This is a genomic window from Saccharothrix sp., assembly GCF_031180885.1.
In the GTDB taxonomy this organism is placed as follows: Bacteria; Actinomycetota; Actinomycetes; order Mycobacteriales; family Pseudonocardiaceae; genus Actinosynnema.
The window spans coordinates 77,360-100,248 of record NZ_JAPSLK010000005.1; the positions used below are offsets into that span (position 1 = coordinate 77,360).

At 71.2% G+C, this 22,889-nt stretch carries 22 protein-coding genes; 11 read left to right on the plus strand and 11 right to left on the minus strand.

The features are described 5' to 3' along the window. Positions 1-8 precede the first annotated feature (8 nt). Genes RIN75_RS09990 through RIN75_RS10010 form a run of 5 tightly spaced genes read left to right on the plus strand, consistent with a single transcriptional unit; the run spans position 9 to position 6,665 of the window. On the plus strand, positions 9-803 hold the full coding sequence (locus tag RIN75_RS09990; RefSeq protein ID WP_309111543.1) for a hypothetical protein: 795 nt from the start codon (positions 9-11) through the stop codon (positions 801-803). A 3-nt stretch (positions 804-806) separates the two neighbouring features. Continuing rightward, the gene (locus tag RIN75_RS09995) at positions 807-1,070 is read left to right on the plus strand and encodes a hypothetical protein (protein ID WP_309111544.1); all 264 of its coding nucleotides are present in this window, start codon (positions 807-809) and stop codon (positions 1,068-1,070) included. Next, positions 1,067-1,687 carry a hypothetical protein gene (locus tag RIN75_RS10000; RefSeq protein WP_309111545.1) on the plus strand — a complete coding sequence of 207 codons (621 nt, stop codon included), beginning with the start codon at positions 1,067-1,069 and terminating at the stop codon, positions 1,685-1,687. Before RIN75_RS09995 ends, RIN75_RS10000 begins: the two co-directional genes overlap by 4 nt. After that, a complete protein-coding gene (locus tag RIN75_RS10005; RefSeq protein ID WP_309111546.1) occupies positions 1,684-3,612 on the plus strand; it encodes a hypothetical protein in 1,929 nt (642 codons plus the stop codon). Before RIN75_RS10000 ends, RIN75_RS10005 begins: the two co-directional genes overlap by 4 nt. After that, positions 3,612-6,665 carry a WD40 repeat domain-containing protein gene (locus tag RIN75_RS10010; protein WP_309111547.1) on the plus strand — a complete coding sequence of 1,018 codons (3,054 nt, stop codon included), beginning with the start codon at positions 3,612-3,614 and terminating at the stop codon, positions 6,663-6,665. The genes RIN75_RS10005 and RIN75_RS10010 overlap by 1 nt, the downstream gene beginning before the upstream one ends. A gap of 700 nt (positions 6,666-7,365) precedes the next feature. Here RIN75_RS10010 and RIN75_RS10015 read toward each other — a convergent pair. The 3 genes from RIN75_RS10015 to RIN75_RS10025 are packed head-to-tail and all read right to left on the minus strand — an operon-like array spanning position 7,366 to position 10,219. Further along, positions 7,366-8,157: an ABC transporter ATP-binding protein gene (locus tag RIN75_RS10015; RefSeq protein ID WP_309111548.1), complete on the minus strand. Its 792-nt coding sequence runs from the start codon at positions 8,155-8,157 to the stop codon at positions 7,366-7,368. Continuing rightward, positions 8,154-9,197, minus strand: coding sequence for an iron ABC transporter permease (locus RIN75_RS10020; RefSeq protein ID WP_309111549.1), 1,044 nt, complete (start codon positions 9,195-9,197; stop codon positions 8,154-8,156). The genes RIN75_RS10015 and RIN75_RS10020 overlap by 4 nt, the downstream gene beginning before the upstream one ends. Beyond that, positions 9,194-10,219 (minus strand): iron chelate uptake ABC transporter family permease subunit, encoded by a 1,026-nt coding sequence (locus RIN75_RS10025; RefSeq protein ID WP_309111550.1) that lies wholly within the window; start codon positions 10,217-10,219, stop codon positions 9,194-9,196. The genes RIN75_RS10020 and RIN75_RS10025 overlap by 4 nt, the downstream gene beginning before the upstream one ends. Positions 10,220-10,318: 99 nt before the next feature. On the opposite strand from RIN75_RS10025, the gene RIN75_RS10030 reads away from it, so the two are divergent. The 5 genes from RIN75_RS10030 to RIN75_RS10050 all read left to right on the plus strand — a co-directional run bounded on the left by RIN75_RS10030 (position 10,319) and on the right by RIN75_RS10050 (position 13,965). Then, a complete protein-coding gene (locus RIN75_RS10030) occupies positions 10,319-11,293 on the plus strand; it encodes an iron-siderophore ABC transporter substrate-binding protein (RefSeq protein WP_309111551.1) in 975 nt (324 codons plus the stop codon). A 148-nt stretch (positions 11,294-11,441) separates the two neighbouring features. Then, a complete protein-coding gene (gene amrS, locus RIN75_RS10035; protein ID WP_309111552.1) occupies positions 11,442-12,458 on the plus strand; it encodes an AmmeMemoRadiSam system radical SAM enzyme in 1,017 nt (338 codons plus the stop codon). Beyond that, complete coding sequence (locus RIN75_RS10040) at positions 12,455-12,664, plus strand: radical SAM-modified peptide, FtsH ternary system-associated (RefSeq protein WP_309111553.1); 210 nt, start codon at positions 12,455-12,457, stop codon at positions 12,662-12,664. The genes amrS and RIN75_RS10040 overlap by 4 nt, the downstream gene beginning before the upstream one ends. Positions 12,665-12,964: 300 nt before the next feature. Beyond that, complete coding sequence (locus RIN75_RS10045; RefSeq protein ID WP_309111554.1) at positions 12,965-13,513, plus strand: LD-carboxypeptidase; 549 nt, start codon at positions 12,965-12,967, stop codon at positions 13,511-13,513. Next, entirely contained in the window at positions 13,510-13,965 is a 456-nt protein-coding gene (locus RIN75_RS10050; RefSeq protein WP_309111555.1) for a hypothetical protein, read from the plus strand. Before RIN75_RS10045 ends, RIN75_RS10050 begins: the two co-directional genes overlap by 4 nt. Before the next feature lie 88 nt (positions 13,966-14,053). Here the strand turns inward: RIN75_RS10050 and RIN75_RS10055 are convergent, their stop codons facing one another. Then, positions 14,054-15,406 carry a hypothetical protein gene (locus tag RIN75_RS10055; RefSeq protein ID WP_309111556.1) on the minus strand — a complete coding sequence of 451 codons (1,353 nt, stop codon included), beginning with the start codon at positions 15,404-15,406 and terminating at the stop codon, positions 14,054-14,056. Positions 15,407-15,470: 64 nt separating this feature from the next. Here RIN75_RS10055 and RIN75_RS10060 point away from each other — a divergent pair, with 64 nt between their 5' ends. Beyond that, entirely contained in the window at positions 15,471-15,956 is a 486-nt protein-coding gene (locus RIN75_RS10060) for a MaoC family dehydratase (protein WP_309111557.1), read from the plus strand. On the opposite strand, the gene RIN75_RS10065 is transcribed toward RIN75_RS10060, so the two are convergent. Genes RIN75_RS10065 through RIN75_RS10095 form a run of 7 tightly spaced genes read right to left on the minus strand, consistent with a single transcriptional unit; the run spans position 15,934 to position 22,812 of the window. Then, on the minus strand, positions 15,934-16,839 hold the full coding sequence (locus RIN75_RS10065) for an ornithine cyclodeaminase family protein (RefSeq protein WP_309111558.1): 906 nt from the start codon (positions 16,837-16,839) through the stop codon (positions 15,934-15,936). The genes RIN75_RS10060 and RIN75_RS10065 overlap by 23 nt on opposite strands. Further along, positions 16,836-17,840 carry a 4-hydroxy-2-oxovalerate aldolase gene (dmpG, locus tag RIN75_RS10070; RefSeq protein WP_309111559.1) on the minus strand — a complete coding sequence of 335 codons (1,005 nt, stop codon included), beginning with the start codon at positions 17,838-17,840 and terminating at the stop codon, positions 16,836-16,838. The genes RIN75_RS10065 and dmpG overlap by 4 nt, the downstream gene beginning before the upstream one ends. Continuing rightward, positions 17,837-18,700 (minus strand): acetaldehyde dehydrogenase (acetylating), encoded by an 864-nt coding sequence (locus RIN75_RS10075; protein ID WP_309111560.1) that lies wholly within the window; start codon positions 18,698-18,700, stop codon positions 17,837-17,839. The genes dmpG and RIN75_RS10075 overlap by 4 nt, the downstream gene beginning before the upstream one ends. Further along, on the minus strand, positions 18,697-19,554 hold the full coding sequence (locus tag RIN75_RS10080; protein ID WP_309111561.1) for an aldolase/citrate lyase family protein: 858 nt from the start codon (positions 19,552-19,554) through the stop codon (positions 18,697-18,699). The genes RIN75_RS10075 and RIN75_RS10080 overlap by 4 nt, the downstream gene beginning before the upstream one ends. Beyond that, positions 19,551-20,762, minus strand: a complete 1,212-nt coding sequence (locus RIN75_RS10085; protein WP_309111562.1) for an aminotransferase class I/II-fold pyridoxal phosphate-dependent enzyme — start codon at positions 20,760-20,762, stop codon at positions 19,551-19,553. Before RIN75_RS10085 ends, RIN75_RS10080 begins: the two co-directional genes overlap by 4 nt. After that, complete coding sequence (locus tag RIN75_RS10090; RefSeq protein ID WP_309111563.1) at positions 20,759-21,595, minus strand: cupin-like domain-containing protein; 837 nt, start codon at positions 21,593-21,595, stop codon at positions 20,759-20,761. Before RIN75_RS10090 ends, RIN75_RS10085 begins: the two co-directional genes overlap by 4 nt. Positions 21,596-21,606: 11 nt before the next feature. Beyond that, positions 21,607-22,812, minus strand: coding sequence for an MFS transporter (locus RIN75_RS10095; protein ID WP_309111564.1), 1,206 nt, complete (start codon positions 22,810-22,812; stop codon positions 21,607-21,609). Between the last annotated feature and the right edge of the window lie 77 nt (positions 22,813-22,889).

Consider the following 22,889-nt stretch of genomic DNA (forward strand, 5'->3'; position numbering starts at 1 on the left):
GAGTAGCCATGTGCAATCCCCGACGGGTCGTCGTGCGCGCGACCCGGGTCATTTCCGAGGCGTGGCGGACCGAGGTCGTCCGCACCGCGCGGGCGGCGGGCACGGTGGCCGGCGAGGCCACCATGACCCGGTCCCTGCGCACCCTGCTGGCCCGGCCGCTGCTGATCGCCTTCGAACGCGCCCTGGCCGAGGACCCGGAGTGGGAAGTGGTCGGCGAGGACTACCACCACCGGGTGCCCGACGGGCTGGTGGTGTACCGGCCGTCGACCGGCGACCTGGAGATCACCGTCCGGCTGACCGCGGACGTCGAGGTCGAGGGTTCTGCGACGCGGGTCGAGTCCGGCGAGGTCACCGACGAGGTCGAGACCGAGCAGGAGGGCCTCTGGTACGAGGACGAGTGGATGGGCCGCACCAAGGAGAAGGCCGAGGAGGAAGCCGGCCGCGCCGCCGAACGGGTCGCCGACGAACTCGCCGAGCAGCGCCGGGCCGCGTTGCGGCGCGAGGCCGACGAGCAGGCCCGGCTGCTGCGGGAACGCGGCACGGCCGCCGCCGAGGCCGACGCGCAAGCCGACGCCGACCGCAAGCTGGACGAGGAGTCCCGGTTGCGGGAACGGGAACTCCGGTCGGCCGCGCAGCAGCGCCTGGAGGAGGTGCACGAACGCACCATGCGTGGCGTGCAGCGGGCGATGGTCGCGGGCGTGCAGGGCGCCATCACGGAGTTCGCGGTCCGCAACGGCGCGCAGAACTTCGTGGTGCGCGAGGAGGACGGCGTGGTCGAGATCCAGTTCGAGATGGAGTCGTGAGCCGTGCGGGTCAGGGTGAGCTTGCGCATCAACGCCGAGACCGGCGAGGTGGAGCTGTTCCAGGTGGACGACCTGGGCGCGGCCCGCGAGGGCGAGGCGCACGACGCCGTCCACGACGAGATCGCCCACCGCGTCGGCCGGGTGCTCGACCCGCGTCCGCTGGTCGAGGAGGACCTGGCGACCCGCCGACCCGCGGTGGAGGCGTGGGCGCCGCAGGATGACGACGGCGAGCGCGGCCGGACGGCGGAGACCCAGGAGAACGGGTGACCGACGCCCGGCGCCTCCTCGAACGCGCGGCCGACTGCTACGAGCAGGCCGGGCTGCCGCTGGAGGCCGCCCGCTGCCGGGAGCGCGCGGGCACGCTCCACCCGGCGGCCGTGCTGTACGAGCGGGGCGGGGACCTGGAGCGGGCCGCCGACTGCTACGCGCGGGCGCGGCTGGTGCCCGAGGCGGTGTCGTGCTGGTTGCGGCTGGGCCGGGTCGAGGAGGCGGCGGGCTGCTGGGAGCAGGCCGGTGACGTCGTGTCGGCCGCTTGGGTGCTGGTGACCGCGGGCCGCAACACCGCGCGGGCGCGGTGGCTGGTCGACGGCGATCGGGCCGAGCCGGGGGTGCGGCGGACGATCGTGCGGGCGCTGTGCCGGGCGCTGGAGGGCGGTGGGCACTCGGCGTTGCGGGATGCGTTGGCGGCGCTGGACCACCGCCAGTGGGGCACGCCGCAGCGGTGGGCTGTCGAGGCGGCGGACCTCGTGGGGCGGCCGGACCTGGCGGCGCAGGTGTTCGCCGACGCTTATGCCGGTGGGCACCCGGCGGTGCTGGTGGAGTGGCGGGAGTGGGCGGAGCGGGCGTTGGGCGGCACGGCCGGGCTGCCCGGGGGTGCGGCGTGATCTGGGACCGGATGCGCCGCAAGAAGCCCTCGGAGGGTCGAACGCCGCCGCCCTTCGACGTCCGGCCGCTGGAGCCGCCGGCGGATCTGGTGCTGGTGCCCATCGACCTGACCCGGTTGCCGGCGGAGACGTTGGCGGCCATGGGGTTGCCGGTGGACGGGTCGCGGCCGGTGGACTGGCCGGGTGAGTTGGCGTGGCCGCCCGAGGTGCTGCCGGAGGTCCTGTGGCTGCTGGACCCGACCGCGCCCCGGCCCGCCAAGCTGCCTCCCGAGTGGCCTTGGCCGCCGGAGATCCCGCAGGAGATGCTGTGGGCTTTGGACTCCGATGGTCCCCCACCACCCGGCTGGCCCGCCGACGTGCCTTGGCCCCCCGAGCCTTTCTGGCCCACACCCCCACCTCCCGACCCACCACCCCCACCGCCGAGCCAACCGTGGTCACCACCGCCCTCGCCGCCGAGCCAGCCGTGGTCGCCGCAGCCACCACCGGCCTCGGACGCGCGCGGGCGGGGACCCGGCGGTTACATCGGCGACGTGCGTCCACTGCGCCGCGACCCCGTCCCGGAGCCGAGCGCACCACCCTCACCACCGTCCAGCAGCGCACGGGTGGCCTGGTTCCGCGGTGACGCCGCCGCGTTGGCGTTGCTGGGCGCGGTGGAAGACCAGTCCCTGCGCTGCCACCGCGCCCCTGACGGCTCGGTGTGCCTGCCGATCACGGATGCCGCCGAGCAAGCCGCACTCGCCCTCGGCGCCGAGATCGGCCCGGCGCCGGACACGTCAACCTGGCCGGTGGTGACCGCCGCTGAACTGGCCGCGTCCGCCGCCGTGCCGGCAACCGGACCGGACCGGAGCGAAGTCTCCGTGCTGACACCAGGTCTGCTCGCCGCACCACTCGTCAAGTCCTGTTTGGACAGTGATGTCCCGGTGACCGTGACCGCCATCCAACTGCGCCGAAACCAGGAAGTCCGACCGGCGGTGTTGTTGCGGCTGGGCGGTCAGGGTGGTCCCGCGTTGCCGAAGTCGTTGCTGCGCACCACGTCCGCGCTCCCCGACACGGTCGTGTGCCGCGAGGTCGGCCCTTCACTGCTCGTCGACCACCGCGCCCGCTACCCCGTCGACGACGACGTCCTCGCCGCCTCCGTCCCGGCCGGGCGCAGGTGGGCCGTGACGTCCGACGGGTCCGGTGTGTGGGACGTCGTGGTCACCGCACGGGAAACGGCCCCGACCCTGCACCTGCCGGTCGCCGCTCCCCCGCGCCACGCACCCACACCGGTCGACGGGGTGGCCATCGGCATCGCCCTGGTGCGCGACGACACCACCGCCGACCGCGTCGACGCGACCCTGGTGTCCGACGACGACCTGCCCGCCCTGCGCGTGTTCCTGGCGCACGGCCCGGCCCGCGAGGCGCTGCACGTCGTCCCCGGACCCGGCCGGCACCTGCTGGTCGAACCGGGCGGCACCACGGACCCGGTGCCGTTCGGCGTCCCGGTCGCGCGGTTCGGCTCGGACGGCCTGTACCTGGAGTCCGGCACCGCCCTGCGCCCCCGACCACCGGCGAACGCGCTGGTCGAGCACTTCGGGCTGGCCCGCGGCACGGTCGTGGTGGCCACCGCGGAGGGCGCGTTCCGGTTCCGCGCGGAGGACGCGGTGCCGGCGTGGTCGCTGTGGCTGCAAGACCCGCCCGAGGTGCGCGACGGGCTGTCCGCGACGGCCGAGAAGTTGTTGGCACGCTTGGCAGAAGTGGCCCGACCCGGAAAACCGGAAGCGGTCGGCGCGCCCGAGCACGAGCCGGCTCAACGGGTCGGGCTGATCTCGGCCGCGACCCGCTTGGAGTTGTCCGGTGACCTGGCCGCGGCGGCCCGCCAGTTGGAGCTGGCGGGCGACTTCTACCGCGCGGCCCGGTTGTACGAGCAGGCGGCCGGGGAGTGATGGACTCCGACCTCGTCGCTGCGGTGCCGTGCGCGGCCCGGGGTGTCGCCGTGTCGCCGGACGCGGGGGCGTTGCTCGCGGTGAGCCGTTCGGGCATCGAACTGGTGGACCTGACCGGAACTCCGGTGTGGACGCGGCGGATCGCGGTCGCCGACGAGCACCCCGTTGAGGTCCAGTGGGCCGACGACGGGTACGACCCCGTGGTCCTGGCCAACCGCGTGGCGCAGGCCCTCGACCCGGACACCGGGGCATCCCGCCGCCTGCCGCCGGGAGTGGGCGACCGCGACAACGTCACCGCGCTGGCCGTGGACGCCACCGGCCGGTTGCTGGCCTTGGGCACGGCGTCCGGCGAGGTGGTGGTGCTGGACCGGCGCACGTCCGTGGTGAGCCGCTACGAGACCGGCGGCCGGGTCAACGCCCTCGCGTGGCGGCCGGGCGAACCGGCGCTGTGCGTGGCGGTGCCCAACGCGTTGCAGTGGTGGGACTTGCCGCGTCAGGCCATGCTGCGCAGCATCGGCACGTCCACGCACCCCGTGGTGCGACTGGCGTGGTCGCCGGACGGGAGCCTGGTCGCCGCCGCCGGCACGCGGGACGTGTTCACCATCGACACCGCGTCCTGGCGCGGACTCGACCGACGCGACCTCGGCGGCCGGCAGGCCCCGGTCGCGCTGGGCTTCACCCGCAGCGGTGCGCACCTGCTGGTCGGTTTCGGCGACGAGGTCGCGGTGGTGGACCGGCAGTTGGACCTGGTCTGGACGCTGCCGGCGGCGTTGCGCGAGGCGGGCGGGTTGCACGTCGGCGGGTCGGGGGCGGTGGCGGTGCGGGCCACGCCGGACGAGGTGCGGGTGTGGCGGATGCCCGACACCAAGCCGACCCCCGACCGGGCGGCGGCCACCGCGGCGGTGCGGCGGTGGGCGGTGCGGGCGGCGCGCAGCGTGGGTCGGGACCGGGCGGTCGACGCCGGGGTGCTCGCCGTGCGGTCGGACGTCCTGGTGCCGGCGGGCGAGAACCGGTGGGGTCCGGGCTTCGCCTGGCTGGACGGTTCTTACGTGGTGCAGGAGGCCGACGGCCGGGTGGTGCGAACCGGCGACCCGGCCGAGGAGCCGCTGTGGGCGGCGGACGTTCCCGCGGTGCCCGGTGGCGTGCTCGACGTGGAGGCGTCCGCGACCGGTTTGGTGGCGGTCGCGTTCCACAACTCCGAGACGGACACCGTGGTGGTGCTGGACGCCGCCACCGGCCAGCGCGTCGCTTCTGTACCCGGCGGTCAAGCCCCATCATGGTCGCCAGACGGCCGGATGCTCGCCGTCCCGGGCCCTGGCCCCACCCCCGACCACGTCCTGGTCTACACCGTGCGCCGGGGTGCGCCGGAGCCTCGTGGCCGAGTGCTGCCCGCCCGGCAGGGCGTCGGCCGGGTCACGTGGTCACCGGACGGTTCTCGGCTCGCCGCGAGTTCCGGTCGACGGGTCGTCCTCTGGGACACGGAGACCTGGGAACGCGTGCCGGGTCCCGCGGAAACGCCCGGGAGGTCGCAGTTCGGACCAGTGGCGTGGTCGCCGGACGGGCGGTACCTGGCGGCGGCGGACTCCGGCGTGGCGGTGTGGGACGTCGCCGGTTGGCAGGCCAGGCGCGTGGCCGGGGCCGGCCGGTCACGCGGGTGGGCGCCTGCCCTGACGTGGTCCCCGGACTCCGCGATGCTCGCCTTCCCCGGCGCTTCCCCCGGAACCGTCGCTTTGTGGGACGTCACGGCGTGGAAGGTCGCCCGGGTCCTGCCCCGACCGGACGGCGTCGGGGACGTGTGGGCGGTCCGATGGTCCCCGGACGACGAGATCGGCATCGGGTACGCCGGCGGTGTGGTGTCGCGGTGGCGCATGGACGCCGACACCGACCGCGGAACCAATCCCCTGCCGTTCGACCCGGGCGTCCTGACGACCTTGGGTGTGGTGACCGCGCGAGCCGGCGTGGCAGTCGCACTGTCCACAGTGGCCGACCTGCTGGCCGTGGTCGCGGGCCGGGACGACGGGCGGCTGGGTTGGTTGCGCGGGCACGCCGGAGTCGTGGCGCTACGCGGACTCCGCTGGCCGGTGGCCGCCTTGGTAGGTGTCGTCGTGCTCCTCGCCGCAGAACTGCCGCCGCAAACCGGTTTCGAGCCACCCGCCGAGTCCTTTGAGGACGAACTGACCGGCGCACTGTCCGCCGCACTGGCCGCACCCGCCGCAGACCCGGTCCGCCCCGAGGTCCCTTTAGCCGCACTGGTCGGCGTGCTGGACGACATCGACGACCGCCTGCTGACCATGCTGGGCCTCCTGGGCCCCGAGGCGGTGGCGGCGGAACCGTTGCTGCCAGTGCGGATGCGCGCGCTACGCGAACAGCTGTGGGCCCTCGACACCGGCCAACGCCGCCTGCTCGGCCTGCGCTTGACCACCCGAGCCGCCGGCCGCGCCCAGGGCGCAGGACTAGGCGAACGCGCCGGCCTGGCCCGCCACGGCGCGGTGAACGCTCTGGTCCCCACCCAACTAGCGCTCCCGGAGCTGTTGGGCTTGCGCTACACCCGCGGCGAACTCCTGTACCGGACAAGGCAAGGCGCCCTACCACCGGTCCTGCGCTCCGCCGTCCTCCTCCTCGACGACAGCCCAGCCGCCCACGGCCAGGTCGGGGTCACTTTGCGAATGGTGGCCCACCTGGTCGCGTCCGCACTCGTCGACGACCACCACCGATGCGCCGTCGTCCGCATGGCCACCCCCAGCGCAGTAGCCCACATCTCCCGACCCCAGGACCTGACCACCCTGTGGACCGGCGGCGCGACCAGCCGTGCCGACGTCAGCACGGCACTGCGCACAGCAGACCGGATCGCCGACGGTCTTGCCGACCCACTGGCCGGACCAGCGTGGACGATCGTGCTGACACACCAGTACCAGGAGATCCCGGAGCGCCCCGACCTCCGCTGCATCCGCGTCCGCTACCCGGGCCGCCCCGGCGGGGACCGGTTGACACTGCGCTGCGACGCCTCGGCCGACGAGGTCCTGGACGTGGTAGTCGCCACCCTGACCGGCTAGCGGCCCAGCGGGCACCTGGCCTCGCCGTGCGGGCAGTCCACCGAGGGGACACACCTCAACCCGGGCTTCTTGCTTGTGTCATCCCCGTATGGCCCGCCCGAAGGGCTACCACATTTTTGGTCGGGTGCAGCCGAAAATTTTGTGAGGAACGAGCAAAATTTTTAGCGGCACCCGGCCAAAAATGTGGTCGGCTTTGCCGGGTCATGCGGTGGTCATGCGGGGATGGCACAAGCAAGAAGCCCCCCGCAGTTGCAGTTGTGTCATCCTTGGCGGCTCGCCCGCCGGCGAGGCTCTTTTAATCTTCAGGCTCGCGCTTACGCTCTCAAATCCACGCTTCGCGCGTGGTCACGCAACGCGCTCCGCACTGCTGGAGGAGGAACGCGCTTCGCGCTCTTGAACAGCGCCGACGCGCTTCCAAGCCGAACGCGCTGCGCGCTCGCAAGATCAAAAGCGGCGCTCGCCGCGCGGCAGGCCCCCGGGGGTGGAAGAGCGTCGGTTCGTCCCCCGCACGGCCTGCCGGAGGCAACCACGCTTTGGTCTTTTGTGCAACCGGTAAAGCGTGGTTGCACAAAAGACCAAAGCGTGGTTGGGCTTCGCCCAGGCCGTACGGGGGACGAACCGAGGCCCTTCCTGTGGCTGATAGCCCATATGGGCGCCTGCGGCGCAAAAGCAGCCGCTGCGCGGCAAAAGCGGGTTTGGCTCAAGCCAGATGAGCGCTCACCGGGATCACCAACGGCGTGCCCGACACCGGATCGGAGATGACCTTGGCCGCCAACCCGAACACCTCGTCCAACATCGCCTCCGTCAACACCTCCCCCGGCGCCCCCTGCGCCAGCACCCGCCCACCCCGCATCGCCACCAACGTGTCCGCGTACCGGGCCGCCAGGTTCAGGTCGTGCAGCACCATCACCACCGTCGTCCCCCGCTCCCGGTGCAGCCGGTGCACGAGGTCCAGCACGTCGATCTGGTGCGCCAAGTCCAGATAAGTGATCGGCTCGTCGAGCAGCAGCAGGTCAGTCTCCTGCGCCAGCGTCATCGAGATCCACGCCCGCTGCCGCTGCCCGCCCGACAGGTGGTCGACCTGCCGGTCCGCCAGCTCCGCCATCCCGGTCAGCACCAACGCCCGCTCGATGGCCTCCTCGTCCGCCGACGACCACTGCCGGTACCAGCGCTGGTGCGGGTGCCGTCCCCGCGCGACCAGGTCCGCGACCGTCAACCCCTCCGGCGCCACCGGCGACTGGGGCAGCAGCCCGACGACCCGCGCCACCTCCCGCGTCGGCAACCGGTCGATCTCCTTGCCGTCCAACAGGACCGCCCCGGACGACGGCCGCAGCAGCCGGGCCAACGCGCGCAAGAGCGTCGACTTGCCGCACCCGTTCGGCCCGATGATCGCCGTGATCGTGCCGTCCAGCACGTCGACGCTCAGGTCGTCGACCACGACGCTCTCGCCGTACCCCAACCGCAGCGACTGGGCACTCAGACGGACGTTCACGCTCGCGCCTCCCGGCGGCTCCGGACGAACAGGAAGATCAAGTAAGGCGCACCGAGGATCGCGGTCAGCACACCGACCGGCAGGTCCGGGATCACCAAACGGGTCACCAGGTCCGCCGACACCGTCAACAACGCCCCGATCAGCATCGACCCCACCAGCGGCGGCTGGGGCGACCGGGTCAGCCGCAGCGCGATCTGGGGCGTGGCCAGCGCGACGAACGTGATCGGCCCGGCCGCCGACGTGGCGACCGCCGCCAACGCCGCGCCCAGCAGCAACAACGTCCCCCGCGCCGCGTCCACGCGAATCCCCAGCCCGCGCGCGGTCTCGTCGCCGAACTGCAACCCGCCGATGGTGTGCCCGCACACCAACGTCACCGGCACCAGCAGCGCCAACGCCAGCAGAACCGGACCCACGGCGTCCCACGACGCTTCCGACAGGCTGCCGACGATCCACGTCACCGCCCGCGCGGCGTCGTTCACGTCACCGATGGTCAACAGCCAGTACACAGTGTTGTACCCGATGGCGGACAACCCGATGCCGATCAGCACCATCCGGTACCCGTCGATCCCGCGCCGCCACGACAACGCGTACAGCAGCACCCCGGCCACCAACCCGCCGACCAACCCGGCGAGCGGCACCCCCAGCGCGCTGACCGCACCGCTGACCTGCCCCCGGTACCCGCCCAGCACGATCACCGCGACGGTCGCCGCACCGGCGCCCCACGTGATCCCGAGCACGTCCGGGCTGGCCAACGGGTTGCGCGCCAACGACTGGAACAACGCCCCCGACAACCCCAACGCCGCCCCGACCAGCACGCCGGTCAGCGTCCGGGGCAGCCGCAGATCGAAGATGATCCCCCGCTCCCGCGCGGTTCCACCACCCAGCAAGGTCTCCAGCACGTCCAGCACACCGATGCGCGAACTGCCCATCCCGATGTTGACCGCCGCCACGACGACCAACAACGCGAACGCCCCCACCGCGACCGCGACCACCCGGGGCCGGACCTTCCAGGCGACCGGCCCAGCTGCGACAACCCTCATATCCGGGCCAGTCCCTTCCGCCGCACGAGCACGATGAAGACCGGCGCGCCGATGATCGCCAGCAGGATGCCGACCTCGAAGCTGTCCCCGGTCAGCACCCGCCCCAGCACGTCGGCGACCAGCAACAACACCGCCCCCAGCAACGCGGAGAACGGCACCAGCCACCGGTAGTCCGGCCCGGTCACAGCACGCGCCAGGTGCGGCACGACCAACCCCAGGAACGCGATCGGCCCACAAGCCGCCACCGCCGCCCCCACCAACAACGTGATCGCCACCACACCCACCACCCGCGTCCGGACGACCCGCTGCCCCAACGCCGTCGCCACGTCCTCACCCAACGCGAGCGTGTTCATCCCCGGCGTGTTGACCACCGCCAGCACCAAGCCCGCCACCAGGAACGGCACGATCTGCCCCACGAGCCCGAAGTCCCGCCCGGCGATGGACCCGACCCGCCAGAACCGGTAGATCTCCATCCCCTGCTCGTTGCCCAGCACGACCGCCGCGATCAGCCCGTACAGCAACGCGCTGACCGCCGCCCCGGCCAATGCCAACGTCACCGGCGTGGCCCCGCGCCCACCGACCGCCCCCAGCAGGAACACGGCCACACTGGCGATCATCGCGCCCAAAAAGCCGAACCAGATGAACCCGTAGAGCCGGTCGACTCCCAGCACGACCACCGCGAACACGACCCCGAACGCGGCACCCTGCGTGACCCCCAGCAACCCCGGGTCGGCCAACGGGTTGCGGGTGTGCCCCTGCATCAACGCCCCGGCCGCGCCCAGCGCCAACCCGGCCAGCACCCCCATCACCGTGCGCGGCACCCGCAGCGACCACACGATGATGTCCGCCTCCGTCCCGTTCGGACGGACCAGCGCGTCCCACACCGCACCAAGTGGAATCGTCCGCGCACCGAACGTGATACTCGCAGCGCACACCGCCAGCAGCAGCGCCACGAGCACCGCGAGCCCCACGACCCGGCGCCGCCGGCGACCGGCAAGACCGGCCCTGGCCACCACCGTCACACCGGTTCTCCTGTCGCCTGGGTAACTGTCGACTTCCACTTCGGACGGACGTCATCTTAAGGTCCGTTAGGTAAGCCTAAGCGCAGAGAGAGTGCCCACATGACGACACCTTGGCGAGCAGCCGTAGCCGCGACCACCGCGCTGCTGGCGTTGACCGCGTGCACGGCCAGTGACAAAGCCTCCACGCAGACCACCGGTAGCGCCGCGCCGGGCTACCCGCGCTCGGTCGAGCACGTGATGGGCACCGCGACCCTGAACACGCAGCCGCAGACCGTGGCCGCGCTCGACTCCAGCTACGTGGACGCGGCCCTCGCCCTGGAGGCCAAGGTCGTCGCGTACACGAAGTACCGCAACTACGACCAGCTCCCGGACTACCTCGGCGACGACCGCAAGTACGGCGAGGGCGCCCAGCAGGTCGGCCCGCTGGAGAACCCGGACGTCGAGAAGCTCTACGACATCAAGCCGGACCTGATCGTCTCGGCGAAGGTCCGCCACGAGAAGTTCTACGACCAGTTCACCAAGGTCGCGCCCACGGTGTTCAGCCAGACCACCGGCGCGAGCTGGAAGGACAACATCCGCCTGCTGGCCAAGGCCCTGGGCAAGGAGAGCCTGGCCGAGCAGAAGATCGCCGACTACGAGAAGCGCGCCAAGCGCATCGGCGACGACATCAAGAAGAAGCTGGGCAAGGACCCGAAGGCGTCCGTGGTCCGCTTCGTCGAGGGTGAGCCGACGGTCCGCCTGTACAGCAGCGCGTCCTACCCCGGCATCGTCATGGCCGACGCGGGCATCGGCCGCCCCGACGGCCAGCCGGACGTCAAGGACAAGATCTCGGTGAACCTCAGCCAGGAGGAGATCACCAAGCTGGACGGCGACATGCTGTTCGTCGCCGCCTACCAGGACGAGACGAAGAACGCCGAGGACCCGAAGGCCAAGTTCCAGGCCAACCCGTTGTGGGGCACCCTCAAGGGCAAGATCGTGGACGTCAACGACACCACGTGGTTCACCGCCGTGAGCCTCCAGGGCGCCAACGCCATGCTCACCGACCTGGCCAACCAGTTCGGCGTGACCCCGTAGTCACAGCGATCCGGTGGTCACAGCGATCCCGTAGTCGCAGTAGTCGCAGGGCGCCCGTCCCGTTCCCCCGGGGCGGGCGCCCTCCGCTGTTCGGGTGAAGCCGCGCAGCGGCCCACACCCCTTCCCACCCCCGTGCCATCATCGCGGGATGGACCGATCCAGCCGCGAGGTGACCTGGTCCCCCGCGGTCCTCTTCGAGCCCTCCGGCACCAGGCTCCTGTGCACGCTCTGCCCGACCGGCTGCTCCCTCGCCGACGGCCAACTGGGCGCCTGCAAGGTCCGCCGCCGCACCGCGGACACCCTCGAAACGGCCACCCGAGCCACCTCGGTCCGCCACCTGGACCCGGTCGAGCGCAAGCCCTTCTACCACGTGCGCCCCGGCTCCCACACGGTCACACTCGCCGCGCCGGGTTGCACGTTCCGCTGCGACTACTGCGTCAACCACCGCATCTCCCAGTACGGCCGCGACCACGACACCTGGTCCGCCACCCCGGTCGACGCCGAGGAAACCGCTCGCGACGCCACCGCCCGAGACGCTTTCGTCGCCCTCTCCTACTCGGAACCCTCGTTGGCCGCCGAACTCACCCTCGACCTGGCCGCACAGGGCGCACGAGTCCTCTGGAAGAGCAACGGTTTCCTCACCCCGCAAGCCGCCGAGCTGATGGCCCCCGCCCTCACCGCCGTCAACATCGACATCAAGGGCACCGACGACGCCCGCCACCACAAGCTCACCGGCTCCCCCGTCATCCCGGTCCTGGACACCGTCCGCGCCCTGCACACCGCCGGCGTCTGGCTGGAGATCAGCACCCCGCTGATCCCAGGCGTCTGCGACTCCCCCGAAGACCTGACGGCCATCGCCACCTTCATAGCCGACATCAGCCCGGCCGTCCCCTGGCACCTCCTCCGCTTCACCCCCACCTACCGCCGCACGCACGACAACCCGACCACCCCCTCCGCCTTGGCCGAAGCCCGCGAGATCGGCCACCAAGCCGGCCTCCACCACGTCTACGTGGAAAGAGCCCTGGGCGACGAGGGCCGCACCACCCAATGCCCGACCTGCCGAACCCCGGTCATCCACCGCACCATCTGGGGCTTGGACCGCAACGACCTGAACACCGGCACCTGCCCGCACTGCGGCACCACAATCCAAGGGATCTGGCGATGACGAACTACGAATTCGTGGACAGCCTCCCGGACCTGGTCCAGCCCGAGGAGTACGCGGACCACCCGACCGGCGGCCTGGTCCGGCTCCGGATCAGCGTCGAGAACGGCGAGATCTCGATCCTCGGCGACGCCCTCCGCCCCGAACTGATCGAACAGCTCCTCGAAGCGCTCGGCCCCGACGCCATCCAACAAATGCTCTGCGGCTAGTGCTCCGACCGGGACCCTCGCCGCGCTGAAGTCGATCTTGCGCGTCCGGGGCCAACCCGGTCGAGGCCCACTTCGGGCCACTGCGGCAGTTCAGCGTCGCCAACTCCGACCACCACAACCACACCGCCCAGACCCGCGCCCTGCAGGCCTGCCTGTGCCGGCGCAACACCAACGCCCACCATCCAGATGTCCTCGCGGCCCAGTTGCGCCGGCGAGCCCGCATCCGCAGCGAGAAGGGCTGGGGCGGACGGCCGGCGAAAACCGCGTGACCCTGCCAAGGCCACTGGCGACACTGACGCCATGACCGGTTCCGCACTGCCTCAACTGCTTCGACCGCGTGCCTTGAGGCCCGGAGATCTCGTTGTCATCGCATCGCTGTCCGGTCCGCTGCATGCCGCTCACGAGCCCAACGTCGAGCGGACGGTGGTTGTGCTCGAGCGGATGGGATTCCGCGTGCGTCGGGCTCCGCTGCTCGAAGCAGGTCGGCGCCATTGGTGGAGCGCGGCCACGCCCGCGGAGATCGCCGGGGAGCTCAACGGTCTTCTGCGTGATCCTGAGGTGCGCGCGATCATCGCGAGTGACGGTGGCCAAACGGCGCTCGGCTACCTCGACCTGATCGACGTCGAGGCGATCAGGGCCGACCCCGAGCCGATCCTCGGCTACAGCGACATCTCGCTGCTGCATCTGGTGCTCTACGCGCGCACGGGTCTGGTCGGGTTCCACGCCGACATGGCGGTCCCGGCTTCGGCGGGCACTGGCAGTCTGCGCCCGTGGCGCGCCAAGCGGAACTCGAGAAGCTCTACTCCAGGTTGCCGACCGGTACCGCGGCGATCGGTGCGCTGCCGGTGAGCCCGTCGTGGGAGTGCCGGCGTCCCGGTCGTGTCGAAGGTCGGCTGATCGGCGGGGTGATCAATCGCATCGTGCTGGCGCAGGCGACGCGTTTCGCGCTGCCGCTCGAACGGTTCGACGGTGCGGTGCTGTTCTGGGAGGAGACGGGTGGCCTGGCATCGCACGTGTGGAGCTATCTGCAGGTGATGCGACACTGCGGCATCCTCGATCGGATCTCCGGCATGGTCGTCGGCGTTCCGCGCGAGATCAGCGGACTCGAGCCCGGTGCCTCCCCGACCCTGCCCGAGATGGTCCTCGACGTCCTCGGCGACCGTGACATCCCGGTCCTGGGCAACGTCGAGTTCGGGCATGCCGGCCCGAACCTGCCGATGCCGGTCGGCATCCGCGTCGGTCTCGATGCGCAGCGGCGGGCGTTGTCGCTGCTCGAACCGGCGGTGGGCCGCACGCGATGACGGAACTGGTCAGCTGAACGCCGCGGATCAGTGAACCGACGGCCCCCGCCGGCACCCCCGGGGCCGGTGAACGTGTGCGGTCACAGCACTAGACGGCAACCACGCAGTTGTCGGAGCTGTTGGCCCCCATCACACTGACCACCCCACCCCGCCCGTCACCGAAGAACCGGGCGAACAACCCCGCCGGCCGTCCCCCGAACAACAACGGCCCCAACACCGGCGCAACCACAGCCTCGTAAGGCTCGTCAACCCCGTCCGCGACCATAGCCAGCCGGCACCCCCGCGGCTCCACATACCGCTGCACCACACTGGTCCCCATCCCAGCAGCCCGGCCCACGGCGGCCTCCCATTCCGCCACCGTCGCATCCTTCCCGATGATCACCTGCTTCCCGCTCATCCCCAACCCCTCCTTCAACACCAGCTCGTCCTTGTGCTCCACCGCAAAAGGAACCAGGTCGACGATCCGTCCCTCCCACGTGGTCTTGCGCTCCGTCAACACCCTCGTCCACGGCAGGTACCGCGCAACCAGATCCCGTTCCGCAGCAGTCATCCAGGGCCGCCCCTCCGACAACAACCCCATGGTCAGCTTGCTGGACAAGAACGTTGACGTCTGCGTCCCCACCAACAGACACCCGTTGTCCAGAGCCTCCTGCACCGGATCGACACCGATCCCCAGCTCGACCCAGTCCGGAATCGTGAAGTTCCGCAGCCCCAACGGATACCGCAAGTGCGGTGGGCAGTCCCAAGCCTCGTGCAGGTCCTCCGGCTCGAAAAACCGAGACGCAAGCCCGTGGTTGTTGAAGTACTCGGTCTCCAGATCGAAGTACCGCGTCGACTCGACCCCTTGATCCCTGGTACTGCCCACGACCGCGATCCTCGGCGTCACCCCCAACTCCTCGCTCAGGTGACGGAACATCTCCGCCCGCACCGCAAAGGGACTCCGGTGCTCGAAGGGCGCACGCCCGAACTCGTCGGCGTACAACGCGCGCCAGACCTCCAGCCGGCAGTGGGTCTCCACCGGCCCACCCAGCGCGCCACTGACGTTGAACTCCAGGAACTGCGGCCCGTGCTCACCGATCACGATGTCCGGCCGCGTCACGCAGTCCGCGTAACGCTCCTCCACGAACTGGTCGGCCACGAAAAGCCGGTGCTCGCTCTCCGGCATCCGGTACGCGGCAAGGCGATCCGCCGTCGTCGCCCCGGCCTCCAGCGCGGTCCGGCGAACCAGGTCCAGCAGCGCGGCGGTGACCCGGAACAGCTCGGCGTAGGACTTGCGCGGGATGGCGATCGGAGCGGCGGGCATCAGCGGCTGGTAGGGCCACCCCGTGTCCCGGATGCCGGTGCGGAGCATCTCCCGGATGGTGTCGGCGGGAGCCATGACCGGAAGCCGGCGGGCGCCGAACCACGGATGGGTCTTGGTCACGAAGTCCCCCGAATCCACTCCGTCCACTGTGGCAGGCAACGACTGTACGGTTTGCGGTGACCGCTCGGGAAGGAGTGCCGCGATGACCCTGCGCCGCGTCGGGGACAACGAGTACGTCGAGGAACACGGCGGTGACTACGAGGACTTCGAGCCGGGCATGGTGATCCGGCACTGGCCCGGCCGCACGATCTCCGAGACCGACAACACCTGGCTCACCCTGCTCACCATGAACCAGCACCCGCTGCACTTCGACACCCACTACGGGGCGCGGGCCGAGTACGGGCGGGTGCTGGTCAACAGCGGCATCACGTTGTGCCTGGTGGGTGGCATGACCGTGCAGGCGCTGTCCGCGCGGGCGGTGGCCAACCTCGGCTGGGACCGGGTCCGGCTGAAGGACCCGGTCTTCGTCGGCGACACGCTCTACGCGACCAGCCGCATCCTCGGCAGGCGGCTCTCGAAGTCCAGGCCCGGCAACGGGATCATCACCGTCGAGACCACGGGGACCAAGTCGACCGGGGAGACCGTGATCGTGTTCGAGCGCTCGTTCATGGTCCGCTGCCGAAGCTGAAGAGAGCAGCCGCCGCGGCGGTGTCCTCGATCGGCATCCCAACGCTGCGGAACACCGAAGTCGCACCGGGCGGACGACCGGTGATCGCGCCGATCTCGTGCAGGTCGGCCTCCCGGATCAACCCACCGGCCAAGGCGGCCCGCACCTCCCCCGCGTCGGCGATGGCCGCCTCCTTCTGCTCCACAACCACAAAAGCCTTGGCCAGCAGCGTCGGGTCCACCTCGATGGCGTCCTCGTGCGTGCCACCGATGACGTTGACGTGCGCGCCGTCCGCGATCCAGGACGCATCGACGAGCGGAGTCGGGTCGTCGGTAGATGTGGCCGTGCAGACGATCGCTGCGTTTTCGACCGCCGTTTTCACGTCATCGTCCAGCGAAACACTATGCCCGAAACTCTCTCGGACCCACTCGGCGAAGGCGTCCGGCCGAGTGCGGGAGTGGACGCGGACGTGCTCGACGGGCCGGACGGCAGAGATGGCCCGCACCAACGCACGAGCCTGAACGCCGGCCCCGATGACGGCCAGCTCGGCGGCGTCCTCCGGAGCACACAAGCGCGTGGCCAAAGCAGCCGTGGCCCCGGTGCGCACGGCGGTCAGGTCGGCACCGTCGAACTGGGCGGTCACACGGCCCGTCTCCAGGTCGACCAGGACGACCGTGCCGTGGATCAGCGGCAGCCCGCGATCGGGGTTGTCCGGCGTTATGGTGGTGATCTTGACCGTGGCCACGCCGCGCCGCTCCCACACCGCCGTCCCGGTCAGGAGCTGGCGGTGCGGGCCGTGCTCGATCACGGTGCGGGACGGCGAGAGGGTGCGGCCGGCGGACAGGTCGGCGAACGCCTCGGCCAGCGCGTCCACCACGCGGGCCAGGGCTTCCGGGTCGGTCATCGGGCGACCTCCCGCAGGTGTGCGACGACGTCCACGATGAGGTCCTCCTGACCGGCGATCGCCTGCCGTCGACCCAGCTCGAAGAACACGTCACGCGGGTCCACGCCGGCCCGCGCGGACGCCTCCAGCACCGGGTGCTTGAACCCGGAGAACACCCCGGCCAGACCGCTGACGATGCTCAACGACCCGGTCACCGGCGGCGCGGGCATCAGCTCGCGTTCGGCGAACTCGGCCGCGTCCAGCAGGGCGTACAGGTCGATGCCGGTGCGGTAACCGGTCCGCTCCAGCACCGGGACCAGGACCTCCAGCTGGGTGTTGCCCGCGCCGGCGCCGAAGCCCCGCGCGCAGCCGTCGATGATCGCGGCCCCGGCCTCGGCGGCGGCCACCGAGTTCGCCACGGCCATGCCGAGGTTGTTGTGGCCGTGGAAGATCACCGGCACGTCCACGGCTTCGGCGATCGCCCCGATCCGCTCGCTGACGTCGGATGGCAGGAAGTGGCCCGCCGAGTCCATGATCCCGACGCCCCGGGCTCCGTATCCGACCGCGGTAACCGCGTGCCCGGCGAGTTCGGCGGGCGAGGCCATGTGGCTCATCATGAGCACGCAGTGCGCTTCCGCGCCCTCGCTCGCCAGGAAATCGAGGTGGCGTTCGGCCAGGGAGGTCTCCGTGCAGTGCACGCCGACGCGGACCACGTCCGCGCCGTGCGCGAGGGCCTTGCGGAGGTCGTCGGAGGTGCCCCAGCCGGGCAGCATGAACACGCCCATCCGGCTGTGCCGCAACGCTTCCCGCACGGTCGACAGCATCACGTCGTCGCTCACGGCGGCCCGGCCGACCTGGAGCGAGGACGCCCCGAGCCCGTTGCCGTGCCCGACCTCGACCACCGGGATGCCCGCCGCGTCGGCCGCCTCCGCGTACCCGCGCAACGCCGCCGCGCTCAACTGGTGCTTCACCGCGTGCTGGCCGTCGCGCAGGGTCGGGTCGTAGATGGTCACCGGCTTCACCCGCCCACCACCACCGGCCGCGCCGCGTGCTGCTCGGCCACCAGGATGGCGGCCGAGTTGATGATGTCCAGGTTGCCGGCGTAACGAGGCAGCACGTCGCTGTCCGCCGCCACCTCCAGCGACACCACGACCCGGTCGCCGTTCACCTCGCACGCCAACACCCGGTAGCCGGGCGCGAAGGCCCGCACCCGTTCGGCGGCCTCGGCCACCACCGCGCGGACCTCGGTGGCGGAAGCGCCCGGCACGACGGCGTGGATGGCGGTGCGGAAGGTGGCGGGTGGGACGGCCGGGCTGATGTTGAGGATCGCCTTGGTGTCGCGCACGCCGGAGAACTCGGTGAGCGCGGTCTGGGTGGTGGCCACGTACTCGTCGAGGTTGAGCCGGGTCGCCCGGCCCGCGATGCGGCTCGCGACCGTCGACACGACTTCCAGGTAGGACACCGGGAACCGGCCCGCGAGCGCGTGCGCGACCGGGATCGCGGCCTGGCCGCCGCAGCTGATGAGGCTGACGTCGCGGGCGGCCGGGGCGCGGGTGCCGGTGACGGTGGGGACGACCATGTCGCCGACGCGGCTCGGCGTGAGGTCGATGAGGAGGGTGTCGACGTCCTTGAGGAGCTGCCAGTGTTCCTTGTGCGACAACGCGTTCGTCGCGTCGAAGACGATCGGGAACGGTCCGGCGGCCAGGACGGCGTCGATGCCCTCGGCGGAGGTGGGGTAGCCGAGCCGGGCGGCGTGCTTCAGGCCTTCCGACTCCGGGTTGCGCCCGGCGACCAGGGCGCAATCCAGTACGGGTGAGCGGTGGATCTTGCCGACCAGGTCCCGGCCGATGGCGCCGGTCCCGATCACGGCCACTTCGGTCATCTCGCACCTCCCACGGGGCCGAAGCGCGCGGCCCAGGCGTCGCCGGCGGCCACGGTGTCCCGGGCGAGGCGGGCGAAGGGCGGGCCGACCATGCTGCCGTCCAGTACCGCGATCCCGCCGTCCGCCGCCCGCACGGCCTCGGTGACGCGCCGGGCGTGCGCCAGCCGTTCCGGGTCGGGGCGCAGGGCGGCGTTGATCGCGGCCAACTCACTCGGGTGCACCGTGGCCTTGCCGTGGAACCCGAGTTCACGCGCCCGTTCGATCTCGTCGGCCAGCACGTCCGGTTCGGCGAGCCGGAAGTTGGCCGTGTCGATGCACGCCGTCCCGTAACGTGCGCACGCCAACGCCATGGCCTGCCTTGCAGACAACATGCCCGCCCACGTGATCTCGACGCCCAGCGTCGCGGCCAGGTCGGCCGACCCGAGGACCAGGCCGTCCGCCGCCTCGGCGATCGCATCGACGTGCAGGACAGCGGCGGGCGTCTCCACGGTCACGTAGATCTCCGGCCGGACACCCGCCGAAGCCAACATGTCCCTGAACAGGCCCACTTCCACCACCGAGTCCACCATCGTCATCATCACGATGCCCGGCGGCACGGGCGATTCGGTGAGCGCGACGACGTCCCGGACGGCCTCGATGGTCCCCAGTTGGTTGACCCGCACGGCGATGTTCCGCGGCTCGGGCGCTTTCTCCAGCGCCGCAAGGCACACGGACCGTGCCGCCGGCTTCTCCGGCCCCGGGACACCGTCTTCCAAGTCGATCAGGTGCACATCAGCGTCATAAGTCCACGCCTTCACCACCCGGTCCAACGACAACGCCGGCGTGTACAGGATGCTGCGCGGAATGGCCCTCATGCGGCGGTCGCCTCCCCCAGCACCGCGCACAGCGACCGGATCTGCTCCTCGGTCTGCCCGGCGCGCAACATCACCCGCAGCCCGGCCGTGCCGCGCGCGACGATCGGGAAGAACACCGGCGAGACGTAGAACCCGGCCTCGAACACCCGCCGACCGGCCGCCACCACCGCCTCGTCGCTCACCGGCACGACCCGGATCGGGTACGTGGACCCGGACTGCTCCGACGCCAGCAACGAGTCGAACAGCTCGATGTTGGCGTACAAGCGCTTCTGCAACATGCCCAGCTCCGGCGTGCGGTGGATCTCCGCCGAGGCCAGGGACGCGCCGACCGCCGCGGTGTTCATCGGCTGCGAGTAGCTCAACGCCCCCGCGAACCGCTCCACGATCCGCAGCACCTTCTTCGGGTAGCCGTCCAGCATGATCGCCGCGCCGCTGGTGCCGAACGCCTTGTTCAACGTGGCCACGGTGATCGTCCGCTCGTCCAGGACCGGGCTGTGCGAGCGGACGTAGCCGATGCCGCGCTCCCCGTAGGCCGAGATCGAGTGCGAGTCGTCGTAGTACACCAGCAGGCCGTACTTCTCCTGCAACTCCGCCAGTTCCCGCACGGGCGCGTACCCGCCAAGGCTGTCCGAGCCGTCCACGACGTAGCAGACCCGCCGGTACCGCTTGCACATGTCTTCCAGGAACCCGACGTCGTGGTGGTCGCAGGTCACCACCTCGGTCTCGTCGGCGCACGACGGCTTCGCGCCGGCCATCGACACGTGGCAGTTCTTGTCGAACACCATCAGCGGCCGCACCCCGTTGCCCAGGTGGCCCGACGCGATCAGCGGCAGGAGTCCCGCGCTGGCCACGCCGGCGGAGATCGCGCTGACCACGTCCGCGCCGAACAGCTCCCCCAGCGAGGCCTCCAGCTCCAGCAGGGCCGGGATCTGCACGCGGCTGCGCGGGATGCAGTGGTCCAGCACGCCGAACCGGCGCAGCGCGGCCACCGCGCCCTCGATCACCGCCGGGTGCGAGTCCAGGTCGAGGTAGGAGCAGCAGGTGAAGTTGACGAACTCGTGCCCGTCGGCGGTGCGCAGGACGCCGTCGTCGAGGTCCGCCACGATGCCCGCCAGGCCGTTCTGCTCGGACATGTCCCAGAACGCGTTGCCGACGCCGATGGCCTTGTCGTTGTTGCGGTAGCGGTGGGTCGGGTCGATGTCCCTCATTTCGCGCCCTCGGCGGGCTGGTAGTTGTAGACGCCCTTGAGCTTGCGGTAGAGCGCGGTGTAGAGCGCCACGCCCAGCACGTACGGGCGGCGGAAGATCTTCGGGTCGCGCAGCCAGAAGTTCATGTTGATGTTCATGTCCTCCAACGACTCCGCCTGGTGCCACCACCCCAGCGGCAGGTACAGCATCTGGCCGGGTTCGAGGACCAGTTCGCGGCGCTGCGCGAGCTTGGCCACCAGCTTGGGGAAGCGGCGGGCGTCGACGTCGTCGAAGTCGAAGGCCTGCGACTTGTCGCCGAACCCGCGCCGGATCGACCGCGGGTAGTACTCGAACGACCCGGGCGGCGCGAGCACGAACCGCTTGCGACCCTCCAGGGCGATGTTGAAGTTCTCCAGCTCGTCGAAGTGGCTCTGGGTGAACACGCCCTTGTGGCTGATCCACAGGTTGGCGGCGTTGAGGGAGCGCTGGTAGTCGAACAGCTTCGCGGCGTCGAAGCCGAGGATGGCGTTGACGTCCTCGGGGCTGTTGCGGATGTTGGAGACGATCCGGTTCCACGTGCCCGGGTCGTTCAGGTAGCGCTCGTCCGCGAAGAACTCGCGCAGTTCGATCTCGCGGGTGGTCCAGCGCTGGGAGTTCTGCTTGTTGCTCGGCTCGGTGAACAGGGTGACGCGCATGCCCGCCAGCCGCTCGGCCACGCCGTCGCGGCCCAGGCCCTGCACGCTGTCCGGCAGGGTGATCACCACCGGGACGTCGGCCCGGATCAGCGCTTCCCGCCCGAAGGCGGTGAACTCGTCGAACGACAGGCGCGGCACCGGTAAGCCCGTTGTGCTCATTGCTGCACTCCTCACTGTGCTGTCGTTTCTTGCCTCGGGCGCAGGGCCGCCCGACCGCCGACGCTGAGCGCCAGGGCGAGCACCCCGCCGCCGACCGCCACCCACGCCGACCGGGCGAACCCGGCGTCGGCCAGCCGACCACCCACCGCCGTGCCCGACGCGATGCCCACCGCACCCGCGCTGGTCAGCCACGAGAACCCCTCCGACAGGGAACCCTTGGGCGCCAACGACTCCAGCAGCGTGCTGCCGGTGATGAGGGCGGGCGCGATGGCGATGCCCGCCACCACGGCGAGGAAACCCATCATTAGCGGGGAACCGGCGAACGCCAAGGGGACCGCCCCGAGCGCCAACACCCCGGTCGTGACCGTCAACAGCCGCCTGGGCGGCAGTTTCGCGTCCACCGCCCCGAAGACCACCCCGGCGGCGAGGCTGCCGACCGCCGTCAGGGACAGGAACACCCCGCCCAGCGCGGGCATCGACCACTCGCGGGCGAACGCGACCATCGTGACGTCGACCGCGCCGAGTTGGAAGCCCATGCCCGCGTAGGCGACCATCAGCACCCGCACGCCCGGCACACCGATCGCCCGCGGCGGCCGTTCGGCGGTCGGTGCCGGCACCGGCTCGGATTTGCGGTGCAGCGCGACCATGACGGACCCCGCCGTGGTCAGCACCGCGCACGCGACCAGCCCGGCCGCCGGGTGCGCGCCGGCCAACGCGGTGACCAGCAGCGGACCGAGCAGGAAGATCGTTTCGTCGAGCACGGACTCCAGCGCGAAGGCGGTGCGCAGCAGTCCGTGGTCCACCATCTTCGTCCAGCGAGCCCGCATGAACGACGTGAACGACACCGAGGCGCACCCGGTGGCCGCCGCTGCCACGACCAGCAGCCACAGCGGTGCGCCGAGCAGGATCGCGACGACCAGGGACGTGATCGCCGCCGCGTGGGCGGCGCAGGCGGTGAGCAGCACCCGCCGCTGGCTCACCCGGTCCGCGAGCCGACCCAGCGCCGGACTGGCCAGCCCTTGCGCGACGAGCATGGCCGCCGCCACCGCACCCGCGTCCCCCAACGACCCGGTGACCGCCGAGATCAACAACAGGCAACTGATCGGCCGCATCGCGATGGGGAACCGACCGACCATGCCCCAGAATCCCAACGCGACCGCCCCGGGCTCCCGCAGCAAACGTGAATACGCCCCGAACCCGGAATCGGCCCCCGCCACCACTCCCCCTTTTCCCAGGCGCTCGCAGGCCGCCTTTCCCACCTCGTTCACGGCCTCTTCGCCCAGGCAGCGGGTCG

Coding starts and splice junctions, on each gene's coding strand:
- RIN75_RS10065 (WP_309111558.1), bottom strand. CDS start 16,839: ATGACCGACCCGGAAGCCCTGGCCCGCGTGGTGGACGCGCTGGCCGAG.
- RIN75_RS10030 (WP_309111551.1), top strand. CDS start 10,319: ATGACGACACCTTGGCGAGCAGCCGTAGCCGCGACCACCGCGCTGCTG.
- RIN75_RS10080 (WP_309111561.1), bottom strand. CDS start 19,554: ATGAGGGCCATTCCGCGCAGCATCCTGTACACGCCGGCGTTGTCGTTG.
- RIN75_RS10090 (WP_309111563.1), bottom strand. CDS start 21,595: ATGAGCACAACGGGCTTACCGGTGCCGCGCCTGTCGTTCGACGAGTTC.
- RIN75_RS10060 (WP_309111557.1), top strand. CDS start 15,471: ATGACCCTGCGCCGCGTCGGGGACAACGAGTACGTCGAGGAACACGGC.
- RIN75_RS10040 (WP_309111553.1), top strand. CDS start 12,455: ATGACGAACTACGAATTCGTGGACAGCCTCCCGGACCTGGTCCAGCCC.
- RIN75_RS10020 (WP_309111549.1), bottom strand. CDS start 9,197: ATGAGGGTTGTCGCAGCTGGGCCGGTCGCCTGGAAGGTCCGGCCCCGG.
- RIN75_RS09990 (WP_309111543.1), top strand. CDS start 9: ATGTGCAATCCCCGACGGGTCGTCGTGCGCGCGACCCGGGTCATTTCC.
- amrS (WP_309111552.1), top strand. CDS start 11,442: ATGGACCGATCCAGCCGCGAGGTGACCTGGTCCCCCGCGGTCCTCTTC.
- RIN75_RS10075 (WP_309111560.1), bottom strand. CDS start 18,700: ATGACCGAAGTGGCCGTGATCGGGACCGGCGCCATCGGCCGGGACCTG.
- RIN75_RS10045 (WP_309111554.1), top strand. CDS start 12,965: ATGACCGGTTCCGCACTGCCTCAACTGCTTCGACCGCGTGCCTTGAGG.
- RIN75_RS10085 (WP_309111562.1), bottom strand. CDS start 20,762: ATGAGGGACATCGACCCGACCCACCGCTACCGCAACAACGACAAGGCC.
- RIN75_RS10010 (WP_309111547.1), top strand. CDS start 3,612: ATGGACTCCGACCTCGTCGCTGCGGTGCCGTGCGCGGCCCGGGGTGTC.